The organism is Plantactinospora sp. B6F1 (assembly GCF_040120695.1).
Taxonomy (GTDB): Bacteria; Actinomycetota; Actinomycetes; order Mycobacteriales; family Micromonosporaceae; genus Plantactinospora.
In genome coordinates, this window is record NZ_JBEEAC010000001.1 from 726,270 (window position 1) to 740,777 (window position 14,508).

At 74.0% G+C, this 14,508-nt stretch carries 10 protein-coding genes and 1 riboswitch; of the genes, 5 read left to right on the plus strand and 5 right to left on the minus strand.

Annotation, left to right across the window (positions count from 1 at the left end; translation table 11 throughout):
- Window positions 1-1,674, minus strand: a complete 1,674-nt coding sequence (locus ABNF97_RS03025) for an ABC transporter substrate-binding protein (RefSeq protein WP_349337555.1) — start codon at window positions 1,672-1,674, stop codon at window positions 1-3.
- A 314-nt stretch (window positions 1,675-1,988) separates the two neighbouring features.
- A riboswitch (glycine riboswitch) is annotated at window positions 1,989-2,085 on the plus strand.
- A gap of 80 nt (window positions 2,086-2,165) precedes the next feature.
- Here ABNF97_RS03025 and gcvP point away from each other — a divergent pair.
- Entirely contained in the window at window positions 2,166-5,024 is a 2,859-nt protein-coding gene (gene gcvP / locus ABNF97_RS03030; protein WP_349337556.1) for an aminomethyl-transferring glycine dehydrogenase, read from the plus strand.
- A 55-nt stretch (window positions 5,025-5,079) separates the two neighbouring features.
- On the opposite strand, the gene ABNF97_RS03035 is transcribed toward gcvP, so the two are convergent.
- A complete protein-coding gene (locus ABNF97_RS03035; protein ID WP_101365960.1) occupies window positions 5,080-5,280 on the minus strand; it encodes a DUF5999 family protein in 201 nt (66 codons plus the stop codon).
- 122 nt (window positions 5,281-5,402) lie between these two features.
- On the opposite strand from ABNF97_RS03035, the gene ABNF97_RS03040 reads away from it, so the two are divergent.
- The gene (locus ABNF97_RS03040; RefSeq protein WP_130462968.1) at window positions 5,403-6,608 is read left to right on the plus strand and encodes a chorismate-binding protein; all 1,206 of its coding nucleotides are present in this window, start codon (window positions 5,403-5,405) and stop codon (window positions 6,606-6,608) included.
- Between the two features lie 93 nt (window positions 6,609-6,701).
- On the opposite strand, the gene ABNF97_RS03045 is transcribed toward ABNF97_RS03040, so the two are convergent.
- From ABNF97_RS03045 to ABNF97_RS03055, 3 genes are all read right to left on the minus strand, one after another.
- Window positions 6,702-7,937 (minus strand): MFS transporter, encoded by a 1,236-nt coding sequence (locus tag ABNF97_RS03045; protein WP_207230524.1) that lies wholly within the window; start codon window positions 7,935-7,937, stop codon window positions 6,702-6,704.
- Between the two features lie 12 nt (window positions 7,938-7,949).
- Window positions 7,950-9,191 carry an SWIM zinc finger family protein gene (locus tag ABNF97_RS03050; protein WP_130462969.1) on the minus strand — a complete coding sequence of 414 codons (1,242 nt, stop codon included), beginning with the start codon at window positions 9,189-9,191 and terminating at the stop codon, window positions 7,950-7,952.
- A 73-nt stretch (window positions 9,192-9,264) separates the two neighbouring features.
- The gene (locus ABNF97_RS03055) at window positions 9,265-12,126 is read right to left on the minus strand and encodes an SCO1167/SCO6262 family helicase (RefSeq protein ID WP_349337557.1); all 2,862 of its coding nucleotides are present in this window, start codon (window positions 12,124-12,126) and stop codon (window positions 9,265-9,267) included.
- A 231-nt stretch (window positions 12,127-12,357) separates the two neighbouring features.
- Here ABNF97_RS03055 and def point away from each other — a divergent pair, with 231 nt between their 5' ends.
- From def to ABNF97_RS03070, 3 genes are all read left to right on the plus strand, one after another.
- On the plus strand, window positions 12,358-12,861 hold the full coding sequence (def, locus tag ABNF97_RS03060; RefSeq protein WP_349337558.1) for a peptide deformylase: 504 nt from the start codon (window positions 12,358-12,360) through the stop codon (window positions 12,859-12,861).
- A 145-nt stretch (window positions 12,862-13,006) separates the two neighbouring features.
- Entirely contained in the window at window positions 13,007-13,786 is a 780-nt protein-coding gene (locus ABNF97_RS03065) for an endonuclease/exonuclease/phosphatase family protein (protein WP_130462972.1), read from the plus strand.
- Between the two features lie 261 nt (window positions 13,787-14,047).
- Complete coding sequence (locus tag ABNF97_RS03070) at window positions 14,048-14,467, plus strand: DUF6223 family protein (protein ID WP_130462973.1); 420 nt, start codon at window positions 14,048-14,050, stop codon at window positions 14,465-14,467.
- Window positions 14,468-14,508: the final 41 nt, after the last annotated feature.

The following is a 14,508-nucleotide window of genomic DNA, read 5'->3' on the forward strand; positions in this document are numbered from 1 at the left end:
TCAGCCGGCCGGGGTGAGGTTCTTGGCCACGATCCCCATGTCCGGCCCGTTGTACGGGGTGGTCAGCGCGTAGTGGTTCTCCTCGGTCGGGAAGTTGCCGAGGTTCTCGGTGCGGTACTCGATCAGCGAGGCGGATTGCTGGATCGGGATGTAGGGCAGCTCCTCGACGATCACGTCCTGGATCTTGAACAGTTGTTCCCTGATCGCGTTCCGCTGCTGCGGCGGGGTGGTTTCCATCGCCAGCAGTGCCGCGTCGACGGCGGCGTTGCGGAAGCGGCCGTAGTTGGAGCCGGCCTGCTGGCCCAGGGGTGCGGTCCGCTTGCTGGAGAACGCCCGGCTGTACCAGGAGTACGCGGTGCCCTCGCTGTACAGGTTGGTGATGATCATGTCGAAGTCGCCGGTCTGCTGGTCGGTGGAGAAGGCGGTGAAGGAGACCTCCTGGGTCTTCAGTTCGATTCCGACCGACTTCAGCGACTGGGTCATGATCTGGAGCGCGGAGATGTAGTCGTTGTAGCCCTGCACCACCTTGACGGTGAAGGAGAGCCGCCGGCCGGCCTTGGCGTAGATCCCGTCGGCGCCCTTGGCCCAGCCGTCCTGACGCAGGGTCTGCTCGGCTCGGCCCGGGTCGAACTCCAGCTTGCGGTCCCGGTACTCCGGCTTGATGTAGTCGTCCCAGAGCGGTCGGGGCAGCTGCGCCGGGCTGGCCTGCTTGCCGTATCCGGAGAAGGCCAGCCGGATGATCTGCTCACGGTCCAGGGCGAGGCTGATCGCCCTGCGCACCGCGGCGCTGTCGAACGGCGCCCGGTCGAGGTTCGGGATCAGGTTGGTCAGATAGAGCTGGGACTCGTTGATGTACTTGTTGTGCTCGGGATCCTTGCTGACGTACTGCTTGTCGATGTCGGCGATGAACGAGCCGGCCCAGTCGAGCTGGCCGGCGGCGAGCGCCGCGATCGCGCTGTCCGCGCTGGCGAACTGGTGGAACCTCATCCCCTTGATCTTCGGCTTGCCCGCCTCCCAGTAGTTCGGGTTGCGCTCGAAGACGTAGTTCTGCTGGCTGAACGAGGCCAGCGTGAACGCGCCGGTACCGACCGGTTTCTCGTTGGTGAAGGCGGACGGGTCGGCGATGGCCGACCAGATGTGTTCGGGCACGATCCAGGTCCGGCCGGCGATCAGGTTCAGCCGGGTGTAGACGCCCTGGCTGAAGGTGACCGAGACGTGCGTGGGGTCGGCGGCGACCGCCTCGACGATCGGCAGGCCGTTCTGGTTCACCTTCGGGTTGTCCCGGATCAGGTTGAAGGTGAACGCCACGTCCTCGGCCGAGAACGGCTTCCCGTCACTCCACCTCACCCCCTCCCGGATGGTGAAGTTCAGCCGCCGGCCGTCGTCGGCGAACTCGTAGGCGGTGGCGAGCTGCGGCTGCACGTCGTCGGCCCGGGCGGCGTTGAAGTAGAGCAGCGTCTCGTAGAGCACGCTCATCGTGCCGGCGACGCTGTTCTGGGAGAACGGGTTGAAGTTCGGCACGAACCCGGCGTTCGCCCCCGAGAAGACGTTGATGATCTTTCCCTCGGCGCCGGTGGACCGGTCGCCGTCGTCGCCGCAGCCGGCGGTCACACCGACGGCCAGCGTCGCCGTGACCAGCGTCGCGAGCAGCCGGCGGGCGAGGGTGGGGCGCATCTTGCCTCCCGGGTCGGGGGATGTCGGACGGGTTGGCACCGGGTGTCCGGGTCGGGTGAGATCGATGACAACACCGAACCGGTTCAGAGTCAATAGACAACGAACGATGGGCGGTTGACCCACCGTGGCGGGCTGAGAGCGGCAGTCGATCAGGCAGCCGGCGCGGGGCGGTCGCGGCTGCGGGCGCTTAACCGGTTCCGCCGCTGCCGCCGGTCGAGCGCCTCTCCGGCCGGCCGGGGAGACTCATGGCGATCAACGAGGTGTGGTCGAAACCCGGCGGAAACCCGGGCACTGGTACCGTTGCCAACGCCGACAACACTCGCGAGCGAGAGATCGTCCGGGCCGCCCGGGCGGCGCCGAAGGGGCAAATCCTCCCCGGAACCTCTCAGGCAAAAGGAGCCCGCGGGCAGGCGACTGTGGAGCGCCCGCAACGGTGCGGAGCGTGACAGAGGGGGAGGTTGCAGCGTCGACCTCGCCCGGGAGTGTCCCCCATGACCACAGCGCAGTACCCCACCCGCGACGGCGGGCAGTTCGCCGACCGGCACATCGGTCCCGACGCCGACGCGATGCGCCGGATGCTGGAGACCGTCGGCTACCACTCGATCGACGACCTGATGGACGCCGCGATCCCCGAGGCGATCCGCTGGACCGGCAGCCTCGACCTGCCGCCGGCCGCCACCGAGCAGGAGGTGGCCGCCGAACTGCGCGCACTGGCCGCCCGGAACACCGTCGCCGTCTCGATGATCGGACTCGGCTACTTCGGCACCCACACCCCGGCGGTGATCCGCCGCAACGTCCTGGAGAACCCGGCCTGGTACACCGCCTACACGCCGTACCAGCCGGAGATCAGCCAGGGTCGGCTGGAGGCGCTGCTGAACTTCCAGACCATGGTCACCGACCTGACCGGGCTGGCCACCGCGAACGCCTCCATGCTCGACGAGGGCACCGCCGCGGCCGAGGCGATGACGCTGGCCCGTCGCGCCGCCCGGAACAAGAGCAGCGTGTACGTCGTCGACGCCGACACCCTGCCGCAGACCCTCGCCGTACTCCGCACCCGGGCCGAACCGCTCGGCATCGAGGTTCGGGTCCTCGACCTGCGCACCGAGCCGCTGCCGGAGGAGTTCTTCGGCCTGCACCTGCAGTACCCGGGCGCCTCCGGCGCGGTCCGCGACCACGCCCCGCTGGTCGGGGTCGCGCACGCCGCCGGGGCGCTGGTGACGGTCGCCGCCGACCTGCTCGCGCTGACCCTGCTGCGCCCACCCGGCGAGATCGGCGCCGACATCGCCGCCGGCACCACCCAGCGGTTCGGCGTACCGATGGGCTTCGGCGGCCCGCACGCCGGCTACCTGGCGGTCCGGGCCGGCCTGGAGCGGATGCTGCCCGGCCGGCTGGTCGGGGTCTCCCGGGACGCGGCCGGCGACCCCGCCTACCGGCTGGCGTTGCAGACCCGGGAACAGCACATCCGCCGGGAGAAGGCGACCAGCAACATCTGCACCGCCCAGGTCCTGCTCGCCGTGATGGCCAGCATGTACGCCGTCTACCACGGCCCGGCCGGGCTGCGGGCGATCGCCGAACAGACCCACCGGCGGGCGGTCGGCCTCGCCGCCGGGCTGCGCACCGTCGACGGCGTCGAGGTGGTGCACGAGGCGTTCTTCGACACCGTGCTGGCCCGGATCCCCGGTCGGGCCGCCGAGGTGGTCGCGCAGGCCGGACGGCGCGGGATCAACCTGCGGCTGGTCGACGCCGACCAGGTCGGGATCGCCTGCGACGAGACCACCACCGAGGCGCACCTGGCGGTGGTCCGGGACGCCTTCGGCGCCGTCGCCGGACAGGTCGTGACCCCGCCGGCTGCGGCGCCGTCGTCCGCGCTGCCGGCCGACCTCGCCCGGACCAGCGACTACCTGACCCACCCGGTCTTCCGGTCACACCACTGCGAAACCGCGATGCTGCGCTACCTGCGCCGGCTCGCCGACCTCGACTACGCCCTGGACCGGGGCATGATCCCGCTCGGCTCCTGCACCATGAAGCTGAACGCCACCAGCGAGATGGAGCCGATCAGCTGGCCCGAGTTCGCCGACGTGCACCCGCTCGCTCCGAAGGAGCAGACCGCCGGCTACCGCGACCTCGTCGCCACCCTGGAGGGCTGGCTCGCCGAGGTGACCGGCTACGACGCGGTCAGCGTGCAGCCGAACGCCGGCTCGCAGGGCGAACTCGCCGGCCTGCTGGCGATCCGCGCCTACCACCGCGACCGGGGTGAGGGGCACCGGAACGTCTGCCTGATCCCGTCCTCGGCGCACGGCACCAACGCGGCCAGCGCGGCGATGGCCGGGATGCGGGTGGTGGTGGTCGGCTGCGACGCCGACGGCGACGTCGACCTGGCCGACCTCGACCGCAAGATCGAGGCGCACCGGGACACCCTCGCCGCGATCATGGTCACCTACCCGTCCACGCACGGGGTGTACGAGGGCGGTATCGCCACGCTCTGCGCCCGGGTGCACGACGCCGGCGGCCAGGTGTACGTCGACGGCGCCAACCTCAACGCCCTGCTCGGATACGCCAAGCCGGGCCGCTTCGGCGCCGACGTGTCGCACCTGAACCTGCACAAGACGTTCTGCATCCCGCACGGCGGCGGTGGGCCCGGGGTCGGCCCGGTGGCGGTCCGCGCCCACCTGGCGCGCTACCTGCCCGGCGACCCGTTCGGGTCGGACCGGCCGGCGATCTCGGCGGCCCGATACGGCTCGGCCGGGATCCTGCCGATCCCGTGGGCGTACCTGCGGCTGATGGGGCCGGACGGGCTGCGCCGGGCGACCGGGGTGGCGGTACTGGCCGCCAACTACGTCGCGGCCCGGCTGCGCGGCCACTATCCGGTGCTCTACGCCGGCAACAAGGGCCTGGTCGCGCACGAGTGCATCCTCGACCTGCGGCCGCTGACCAAGGCGACCGGGGTCAGCGTCGACGACGTGGCGAAGCGGCTGATCGACTACGGCTTCCACGCCCCGACGATGTCGTTCCCGGTCGCCGGCACCCTGATGGTGGAGCCGACCGAGAGTGAGGACCTCGCCGAACTCGACCGATTCTGCGACGCCATGATCGCGATCCGTGCGGAGATCGACAAGGTCGGCTCGGGTGAGTGGCCGAGCGGGGACAACCCGCTGGCCAACGCGCCGCACACCGCGGCGATGGTGACCGGCGACGAGTGGCCGCACCCGTACCCACGGTCGCTGGGCGGCCATCCGGGCGGGGTCGACCGGCGGACGAAGTACTGGCCGCCGGTGCGCCGCGTCGACGGCGCGTACGGCGACCGGAACCTGGTCTGCGCCTGCCCACCCCCGGAGGCGTTCGAGAACTGACAAACGACCGACCGGCCGGCACACCATGCGCCGGCCGGTCACATTGAGTGATGAATCAGCCGACCAGGGCGTGCCGGGCCGGACCGCGGTGCGGCGCTATGGTGCTGCCGTCGGGCAGCAGCTCGCCGGTGTCCTCGAAGAGGATGACGCCATTGCAGAGCAGGCTCCACCCCTGCTCACGAAAGCAGGCGAGGACGCGGGCCGCCTCCCGGTCGGTCGCTTCGGCGGAGGGGCAGGTCGGTTCGTGCTGGCACATCGGGGTCTCCGGACTATGGGGCGGTGTGGCATGGTTCACATGACCAGTGACGGACGGTACCCCTTCACGCCCAGTAATGACGAGCGGGTATCCGTCTCTGACCGGAAGAATCCACTTTTCGGATGAGGCAGATCGAGCCGTACGTCGTGGAAGCGCTCCCATTCGCGTCGCCGCCGGGAGCGCCCGCCGGCTGCGTACCCCGACTCGTCGAACACGACCGGCTGCAGTGCCGGGCCGACGGCCCGGACGACCCGGCCACGCTGCTGGAGGAGTTTCTCGCCGGCCACGGCCTGCCGGTACGCGACCTGACCCGCCCCGGCGTGCACCGCCCGACGGACACCGTCTGCGGCGCCGCCGTCTTCGTCTCCGCCGCCGCCGGCGCCCGGATGGTCGGCGCGGCCCCCGGCCCGGCCAGCCCGGCACCGGCCGTCCCCGACCTCGTCGCGGTGGTCTACCGGCACGGCACCGCCCCGGCGACCGGCCACCCCCGGCACCGCACCGACGGCTGGGAACTCGGCCCCTGGACTGAGAGCTGGACGCCACGTCGGCACGCCGACGCGGTCCGGCGGGCCCGGGACGCCATCGCCGCCGGCGACATCTACCAGGTCAACGTCGTCGGCCACGGCTGCGCCCGGTACACCGGGGACCCGCTGCCGGCGCTGCGCCGACTGGCCCGGCTACCCGGCGCCCGGTACGGCGGCGTGCTCACCGGCGCCGGCTGGGCGATCGGCTGCGCCTCCCCGGAGACTCTGGTCGAGGTCGCCGACGGCCGCGTCTACACCAGGCCGATCAAGGGCACCCGACCGGCGACCGGTCCCGGCCGGCGGGAGCTGCTGGAGTCCGCCAAGGAACGCGCCGAACACGTGATGATCGTCGACCTGGAACGCAACGACCTGGCCCGGATCGCCCGTACCGGCACCGTCCGGGTCGACCGGCTCTACACCATCCGGCGCTGGTCCGACCTGTGGCAGGCCGAGTCGACCGTCTCGGCCACCATCGCCGACGGACGAGGGCTGGCCGACCTGCTCCGCGCGGTGTGCCCCGGCGGGTCGGTCACCGGAGCACCCAAGCTCGCCGCGCTGGCCCAGATCGCCGTCCTGGAACCCGTCGGCCGGGGCGCCAGCATGGGCGGGCTCGGCTGGATCGGCCCGGACCGGATCGACCTGGGGCTGACCATCCGGACCGCCGCGGTCGACGCCGACCGGGTGCACGTCTGGGCCGGCGGCGGCATCACCTGGGGCAGCGACCCGGCGGCGGAGGTCGCCGAGGCGGCCGCCAAGTCCGGCCCGGTCCGGGCCATCCTCGCCGACCCGCACCGGAGCCGCTGACGTCGCCGACCCGCGGCAGCTCCGGTGCGTGCGACTGACCGTCACCGGCCCGCAGCGGTTCCACCGCGGCGGCGACCCCGGTCGCGCAGCCGGTCAGCGGGTGCGGTCGAGCAGCACCCCGGCCAGTCCGACGGCGGTGACACCGGCGGCGACGACGGTGAGCAGACCGACGCGCAGGCTGGTGAGGTCGGCGACGAACCCGACCAGCGGTGGCGAGACCAGGAACCCGACCCGCAGCAGCCAGCTGACGACGGTCAGACCGGTACCGGCGGGCAGCCCGGGCAGTTCGTCGGCGGTGTGCATGGCCGCCGGCACCAGGGTGGCGAAGCCCAACCCGGCGAGGCCGAACCCGGCCAGCGCGGTACCGACGGTGGGCACGGCGAGCGCCGCGCCCATGCCGACGGCGGCGAGGACACCGCCGGCCCGGGCGACGGTGCGCTGGCCGAGGCGGTCCACCACCCGGTCCCCGGCGAGCCGGCCGATGGTCATCGCGCTCTGGAAGGCCACCACCGCCATCCCGGCGGTGGCCGCCCCGCTGTGCAGGTCGTCCCGGAGGAAGATCGCCCCCCACGAGGTGCCGGCGTCCTCGACGAGTGAGCCGCACGCGGCGAGCACACCGAGCACGGCCAGCGCCCGCGCCGCCGCACCCGGCAGGAAGCGCCGGGCGCGGCGCTCACCCGGTGGGCCGGCGGGATGACCTTCGGCGGCGGCGCTGGTGCGAGCCTCGGTCTCGCGTTCGGTGTCCTCCGGGCCGGGCAGCAGGAACCGGTAGGCGACGAGGGCGACGATGCTGAACAGTGCCGCGGAGATGCCCAGATGGACCGCCAGTGCAAGCCGCAGGCCGGCGGCGGCCGAACCCATCAGCGCGCCGATGACCGCGCCGATGCTCCACACCCCGTGCAGCGAGTTGAGGATCGACCGGCCGTAGCGGCGCTGCACCCGCAGGCCGTGCGCGTTCTGCGCGACGTCGACGACGGCGTCGAGCGCGCCAACGACGAACAGCACGGCACCGAACACGATCCAGGTCGGCGCCACGGAAATCGCCAGAGCCGCGGCGGTGGTCGCGACGACACCGAACACGGCCACCCGCGCGGACCGGAAGCGGCGGATGGCAGCGCCGGCGAACAGCCCGGCCAGCAGCGCCCCGACCGGATAGCCGGCCAGGGCGACGCCGAGCACCGCGTTGCTCAGCCCCAGATCGGCCTTGATCTGCGGATAGCGGGGCACGACGTTGAAGAAGACGGCGCCGTTGCACAGGAACAGCGCGGCGACCGCGACGCGCGCCAGTCGTACCCGACGGGCCGGCACAGCGGCGGTTGCGGCGGACAAGATGCTCTCCGGTCAGTCGCCGAGCAGGTCGGCCAGCGCGTCGGCCGGGTCGACCCGGGGAACCCCGGCCGGCCACCAGTCCCCGTCGGTCAGCTCCCGGTACGGGTACCAGCGGCCGTCGGGTCCGTACCGCAACTGGAGCCGATGCCGGGGAAACGTCCACCGGTTACGCCACACCTGCGGCTGCGGCGGATCGTCACCGGCCCAGCCGGCAGCCAACTCGGCCCGGGCCCGGGCCAGCCGTACCGGCGGCGGGGACCACGGCTCGTCCAGCACCGCCAGGCCGGTGTGCCCGCCGTACTCCCAGGCCCGTACCGCCCGGCCGAACTCCCGACCGGTACGGCCGGCGGCCTGCCGCAGCCGGGCCAGCACCGGGCCGCCGGCCCCGACGGCGAGCCGGACCGCGTCCACCCGCTCCGGCAGCACCAGCGGCGGCCCGTCGCCGTCCGGGGCGGCGCCGAGCAGCGCGGCGGCCCGGACGGCGGCGTTGTCGACCAGCCCGCGCAGCACCTCCGCCGCGATCCCCGGCGCGTCCGGCAACACCGGGCCCGGCAGCACCGGCTCCACCGGTGGCGGCGGATCCGGCAGCGGCGGATCCGGTCGGGCGTACACCGGCCCGGCCGGCACCCCGCCGCCGGGGCGACCGGTCGGCACCTCCGGCGGTGCGGCCACCGGCCGCCCGGCCCGGCGACGCAGCTCGGCGAGGACCTCCCGGGCGCCCCGGCCCCGGATCAGCAGCAGCAGGAGCGGATCGGCGTCGAGCAGCCAGGCCACCTGGTAGCAGAGCGCCGCCGCGTGCCGGCACGCCGCCGCGGCCCACTCGGGGCAGTCGCACTCCGGCTGCAGGTCGCCGAGCCCCGGCAGCAGGGCGATGCCGGCGTCGTCGGCCGACGACGCCAGCTCGCGCGGCATCTCCCCGTCCAGCAGCGCGGCGATGTGCCCGGCCCTCGACGCCACCTGGTCCAGGAACCGGGACCACTGCGCGTCGGTCATCGGCTCCACGAAGACCCGGGTCCGGTGCGGCAGGTCCGGCACCCCGTCGTGCACCTCGGCCGCGATCCGGCCCGGGCTGACGGTGATCGAGCCGACGTGCCCGGCCGACGCCGACCGCCGCCCCCGGCGCAGCAGGGTCTGGTCCAGCGAGGTCTCCTCCAGGGCACGGATCCAGGCCTCACCCCACCAGGAGCGGCTGCTCCGGGCACGCCGCCCCGGCGGGAACGCCGGGAAGCCCCGGATCCGGTCGTCGCCGCTCATTCGCCACCACCCTCCACATCCGGTCCGGGCCCACCGGCGGGTTCGGAGCACCGCAGCCGGCCGACGGCCCCGGTCATGCCGACCCCCGCAACTCGACCAGGGACGCCAGATCGGCGTCGGAGAGTTCGGTCAGCGCGGCCTCGCCGCCGGCCAGCACCGCGTCGGCCAGGTCCCGCTTGACCGACAGCAGCGCGGCGATCCGGTCCTCGACCGTCCCCTCGGTGACCAGCCGGTGCACCTGCACCGGCCGGGCCTGCCCGATTCGGTACGCCCGGTCGGTGGCCTGTTCCTCCACGGCCGGGTTCCACCACCGGTCGTAGTGCACCACATGGTCGGCCCGGGTCAGGTTCAGCCCCGTCCCGGCCGCCCGCAGCGACAGCAGGAACACCGGCACCTCACCGGCCTGGAACCGGCGTACCTGCTCGTCGCGGCGGGCCACCGGGGTGCCGCCGTGCAGCAGCTGGGCCGGTACGCCCCGGTCGCCGAGGTGCCGTTCGAGCAACCGGGCCATCGCGACGTACTGGGTGAAGACCAGCACCGCGCCGTGTTCGGCAAGGACCGTGTCGACCAGCTCGTCGAGCAGCTCCAGCTTGCCGGAACGGCCGGCCAGCCGGGGCCGCGTCTCCCGCAGGTAGTGCGCCGGATGGTTGCAGACCTGCTTCAACGAGGTCAGCAGTTCCAACACCAGACCACGGCGGGCCATCCCGGTGCTGTCCCGGATCCGCGCCAGCGCCTGGCGGACCACCGCCTCGTACAGGCCGGCCTGTTCGCTCGTCAGCCCGACCGGATGGTCGGTCTCGGTCTTCGGCGGCAGCTCCGGCGCGATCCCCGGATCCGACTTGCGACGGCGCAGCAGGAACGGCGCGATCAGCCGGGCCAGCCGTTGCGCCGCCGCCGGATCCCGCCCGGACTCGATCGGCGCCGCCCACCTCGCCCGGAACCGGGGCAGCGGGCCGAGCAGCCCGGGCGTGGTCCAGTCCAGGATCGCCCACAGCTCGGTCAGGTTGTTCTCCACCGGGGTGCCGGTGAGGGCGACCCGGGCGGCGGCCGGGATCCGGCGCAGCGCCCGGGCGGTACCCGAGGCGCGGTTCTTCACATGCTGCGCCTCGTCGGCGACGACCAGGCCCCACCGTACGGCGGCGAGCCGGTCGGCATCGGAGCGCATCGTTCCGTACGTGGTCAGCAGGAAGCCGCCGGCCAGCGCGTCGAGGCTGCGCCGGCCGCCGTGGAACCGGCGCACCGGGGTACCGGGGGCGAACCGACCGATCTCGCGCTCCCAGTTGCCCAGCAGCGAGGCGGGGCAGACCACCAGGGTCGGGCCGGCCGTCACCGGGTCCGCCTGCCGGTGCAGGTGCAGCGCGATCAGCGTCACGGTCTTGCCGAGCCCCATGTCGTCGGCGAGGCAGCCGCCCAGCCCGAGCGCCGTCATCCGGGCCAGCCAACGCAGCCCGCGCAGCTGGTAGTCCCGGAGCGTGGCGGTCAGCCCGGCCGGCACCCCGACCCGCTCCGGGTCGACGCCGGCGTCCGGCGGCTCCGAGTCCGCGGCGGCGTCCCGCCGCTGGTCGGTGATCCGCCGCCGCAGCCCCTCCAGCCAACCGGTGACGTCGACCTCGACCGGCCGCCCGTCGACCTCGACCGTCCCGGTCAGCGCGGCGCCGAGCGCCTCGATCGCGCCGACCGGCGGCAGCGCCGGCTTACGGGCCCGGGCGGCCAGCTTCGGGTCGACCAGGACCCACTGGTCGCGCAGCCGGACCACCGGCCGGTGCGCCTCGGCGAGCAGGTCCAGTTCGGCGGCGGTCAGCGGCCGCCCGCCGAGCGCGAGCTGCCAGTCGACGCGGAGCAGCCCGTCACCGTCGAAGAAGGTGGCGAGATCCGACGGCGCCGCCTGCCCGGCGCCGAGCACCGCCCGGGAGGAGAGCCCGGTGACCAGCTCCCGGGGCCAGTGCACCGCCACCCCGGCCGCGTCGAGCCGGCCGGCCGCCCCGGTGACCAGCTCGGTGACCTCCTCGTCGGTCAGCAGAAGGTCGCCCGGGGCGGCGGCGTCGAGCAGGTGCCGCAGCGGTGGCCAGACGTCGGCGGCGCGGCGGATCGCCAGCGTGGTGTCGAGCCGGGCCCGGGGCCCGAACCCGGTGACATCGCCGTCCCACAGCGCGGCGGCGTCGACCACCAGCGCCGGGTCGACGAGGCTGTGCACCTGCGCCACCGCCCGCAGGCCGGGCCGGGTGAGGTCGCCGTCGACCGGTTCCAGCCGCACCGAGACCCGCACGCCGGAGTCGAGACCGGCCCGGACCTCATCGGCCCAGCCGCGCAGCCGCGGTACCGACTGCGGCGCCGCCGCGGCGAACGCGTCGGTGCCGGCGGCGTGCCGGGCGGCGGGGGACCGGGGCAGGGTGTCGGCGACCGCGTCGAGGAAACCGCGGAGCAGGCCGGCCGCGTCCGGCAGCCTCGGGTCGGACGGCGCCGGCCCGGCCGCCGCGACCGGGTTCGCCCGGGCCCGGGCCGGCATCGCCGCCGTGAGGTCCCGGATCCGGCCCGCGTCGGCCGCGTCCAACGCCCCGACCGTCCAGGCGTCGAAGCCGGCGGGGGAGACCGTCGGCAGGATCCGGCGCCGGGCCACCAGGTGCAGGGCCAGCCGCGCCGCCGCCGCCCAGTACGCCAGCGCCGGATCGACCGGCGGGCCCGGGTCGGCCAGCAGCAGTGGCAGTGCGTCGCCGACCGCCAGCCGGAGCGCCGGCACCACCGTGGTCCGCACGCCGGCCCCGTCCGGTACGGCGACCGTCAACTCGCCACCCCGGCCCGGCCCGTCGTCGGGCAGCCCGCCGCCGTCGGGGCGCCAGAACGCCAGCACACCGGCGCGGGGCGGATCGGCCGGCTCGAACACCACCGCACAGCCGGCCAGCCACCGCTGGTCCGGGGCACCCGCGCGCCCGTCCACGGACAGTCTCCCGGCGTCCGACGTCATCTCCGCCCTTGCCCCCTCGCCCGCCCCCGCGAACCGCCCTCCGCCGGGCGCCACCCCGGCGGCGATTATACCGTATGGCGTACGGAAATCTCCGACGTACGAGGAGTCCCGGCCGACCCCGCCCCGGAGCACGACCCGCAGGCCACCACCCACCACCGCGCGCCGGCCCAACCACCCCGGTAACGAACCGATAAGGTTCCGGCCATGACGATGCGGCCAATCCGGATCATCGGCGACCCCGTGCTCCGCACCCCGTGCGAACCGGTCACCAGCTTCGACGCCGAACTACGCGACCTGGTCACCGACCTCATGGACACCCTCCTCGGCGCACCCGGCCGAGCCGGAGTCGCCGCACCCCAGATCGGCATCAGCGCCCAGGTCTTCGTCTACGACGCCGACGGAAACCGCGGCCACCTGATCAACCCCACCCTCGAACTCTCCGCCGACGGGCAGGACGACGACGAAGGCTGCCTCTCCGTCCCCGGCCTCTACTTCCCGACCCCACGCGCCATGCACGCCACCGCACACGGCTTCGACCAGTACGGCGAACCCCTCACCATCACCGGCAGCGGCTTCCTCGCCCGCGCCCTCCAACACGAGACCGACCACCTCGCCGGCCGCCTCTACGTCGACACCCTGCGCGGCGACACCCGACGCCGCGCCCTCCGAGAGATCCGCGCCGGACGGTTCGCCACCCCCGACCGATGACCCCGACCCGCCCCCGGCTCAGCGACCCCGCCGACGCCGCAACCAGACGCCGACCCCACCCAGCCCCACGAACAGCAACGCGGAACAACACAGCGCTTTGACAACCACGCCGAAACTGTCGCACATCCCGCCGTAAGGTGTGCAGGTGCGCCTGGCAACCTTCAACCTGCTGCACGGCAGATCCCCGCACGACGGCCTCGTCAACGAGACCCGGCTCGCCACCGCGGTCGCCACCCTCGACGCCGACATCCTGGCCCTGCAGGAGGTCGACCGGGACCAGTCCCGCAGCAACCACCTCGACCTGACCACCATCGCCGCCCAGGCGATGAACGCCCCCGAACACCGCTTCGCCGCCGCCGTCGTCGGCACCCCCGGCGAACGGTTCCGGCCACTGACCCACGACGACGACGGCCACGGCGAACCCCTCTACGGCATCGGCCTGATCAGCCGCTACCCGGTCCGCTCCTGGCAGGTCACCCGGCTCGCCTCCGCACCCGTACGCTCCCCGGTGCTCGACCCCGGCCCACACGGCGGCCTCATCCTGCTCCGCGACGAACCCCGGGTCGTCCTCGCCGCCATCGTCGACACCCCCTACGGGCCGATCACCGCCGCCGCCACCCACCTGTCCTTCGTACCCGGCTGGAACATCCGACAACTACGCCAGGTCGTCCGCGCCCTGCGCACCCTGCCCCCACCCCGGATCCTGCTCGGCGACCTCAACCTGCCCGCCGGACTCGCCACCCTCGTCTCCGGCTGGCGCTCCCTGGCCCGCCGCCCCACCTACCCGGCCAGGCAACCCCGGGTCCAACTCGACCACATCCTCGCCGACCCACGCGACGGACACCCACTGCCCGCGGTCACCGCCGCCGACGCCCCGATCGCCACCATCTCCGACCACCGCCCGCTCGTCGTCGACCTCGCCTGACCGCCAGCCCACCCCGCCCGGACGGCCCGGCGACCGGCACAAGAGTCAGCACGACCCGTCCCCGGACCGCCCCGGGAGCACGCGCCCACCTCCCACCCCGACGCGACGCGGCGCCACGACGGACACCCCCGTGGCGGCACGGCACCCGCCGCACGTACGACCCCGGCGGTAGGCCCACCCACAACCCCGGCATGACGACCCACGACCACACCGGTCCATACGCTGCCGGCAGCCACCCGTCATGCAAGGGAAGGAACCCCGATGTCCGTCCGTCACCTGCTTGCCGCCACCACCGCCCTGCTCGGAGGGCTCTGGCTCGCCGCACCGGCCGCCGCGCACGCCGCCAGCCAGCCAACCGCCGCCAGCGCCTACACCATGAGCCCCGGACGAATCGGCTCCATCGTGGCCGGGCTGCTGGGACTGGCCGGCATCGTCGCCGGCGGACTGGCCCGCTTCCGCGCCGCCGGACGAACCGGCACCGGCTCCCGCCGACACGGAGCAGTCGCGGCCCTGATCCTGGGCCCGCTCGCCATGGTCATCGGCGCGGTGGTGGTGGCCACCTCCGACGGGGGCATCGGCACCGGCAACGGGCTCGGCGGCGCCTTCGTCGCCCTGGCACTGGGCCTACTCAGCACGGCGCTCGGCGCGCTGACGCTGACCCGCACCCGCCGCACCGGCTGACCCGCACCCGACCCGCGGCCCCCCGGCCCCCGCCCCCCGGG

Excerpts from the sequence above, each read along its gene's own strand:
- ABNF97_RS03025 (WP_349337555.1), bottom strand. The coding sequence starts at position 1,674 with ATGCGCCCCACCCTCGCCCGCCGGCTGCTCGCGACGCTGGTCACGGCG.
- gcvP (WP_349337556.1), top strand. The coding sequence starts at position 2,166 with ATGACCACAGCGCAGTACCCCACCCGCGACGGCGGGCAGTTCGCCGAC.
- ABNF97_RS03035 (WP_101365960.1), bottom strand. The coding sequence starts at position 5,280 with ATGTGCCAGCACGAACCGACCTGCCCCTCCGCCGAAGCGACCGACCGG.
- ABNF97_RS03040 (WP_130462968.1), top strand. The coding sequence starts at position 5,403 with ATGAGGCAGATCGAGCCGTACGTCGTGGAAGCGCTCCCATTCGCGTCG.
- ABNF97_RS03050 (WP_130462969.1), bottom strand. The coding sequence starts at position 9,191 with ATGAGCGGCGACGACCGGATCCGGGGCTTCCCGGCGTTCCCGCCGGGG.
- def (WP_349337558.1), top strand. The coding sequence starts at position 12,358 with ATGACGATGCGGCCAATCCGGATCATCGGCGACCCCGTGCTCCGCACC.
- ABNF97_RS03070 (WP_130462973.1), top strand. The coding sequence starts at position 14,048 with ATGTCCGTCCGTCACCTGCTTGCCGCCACCACCGCCCTGCTCGGAGGG.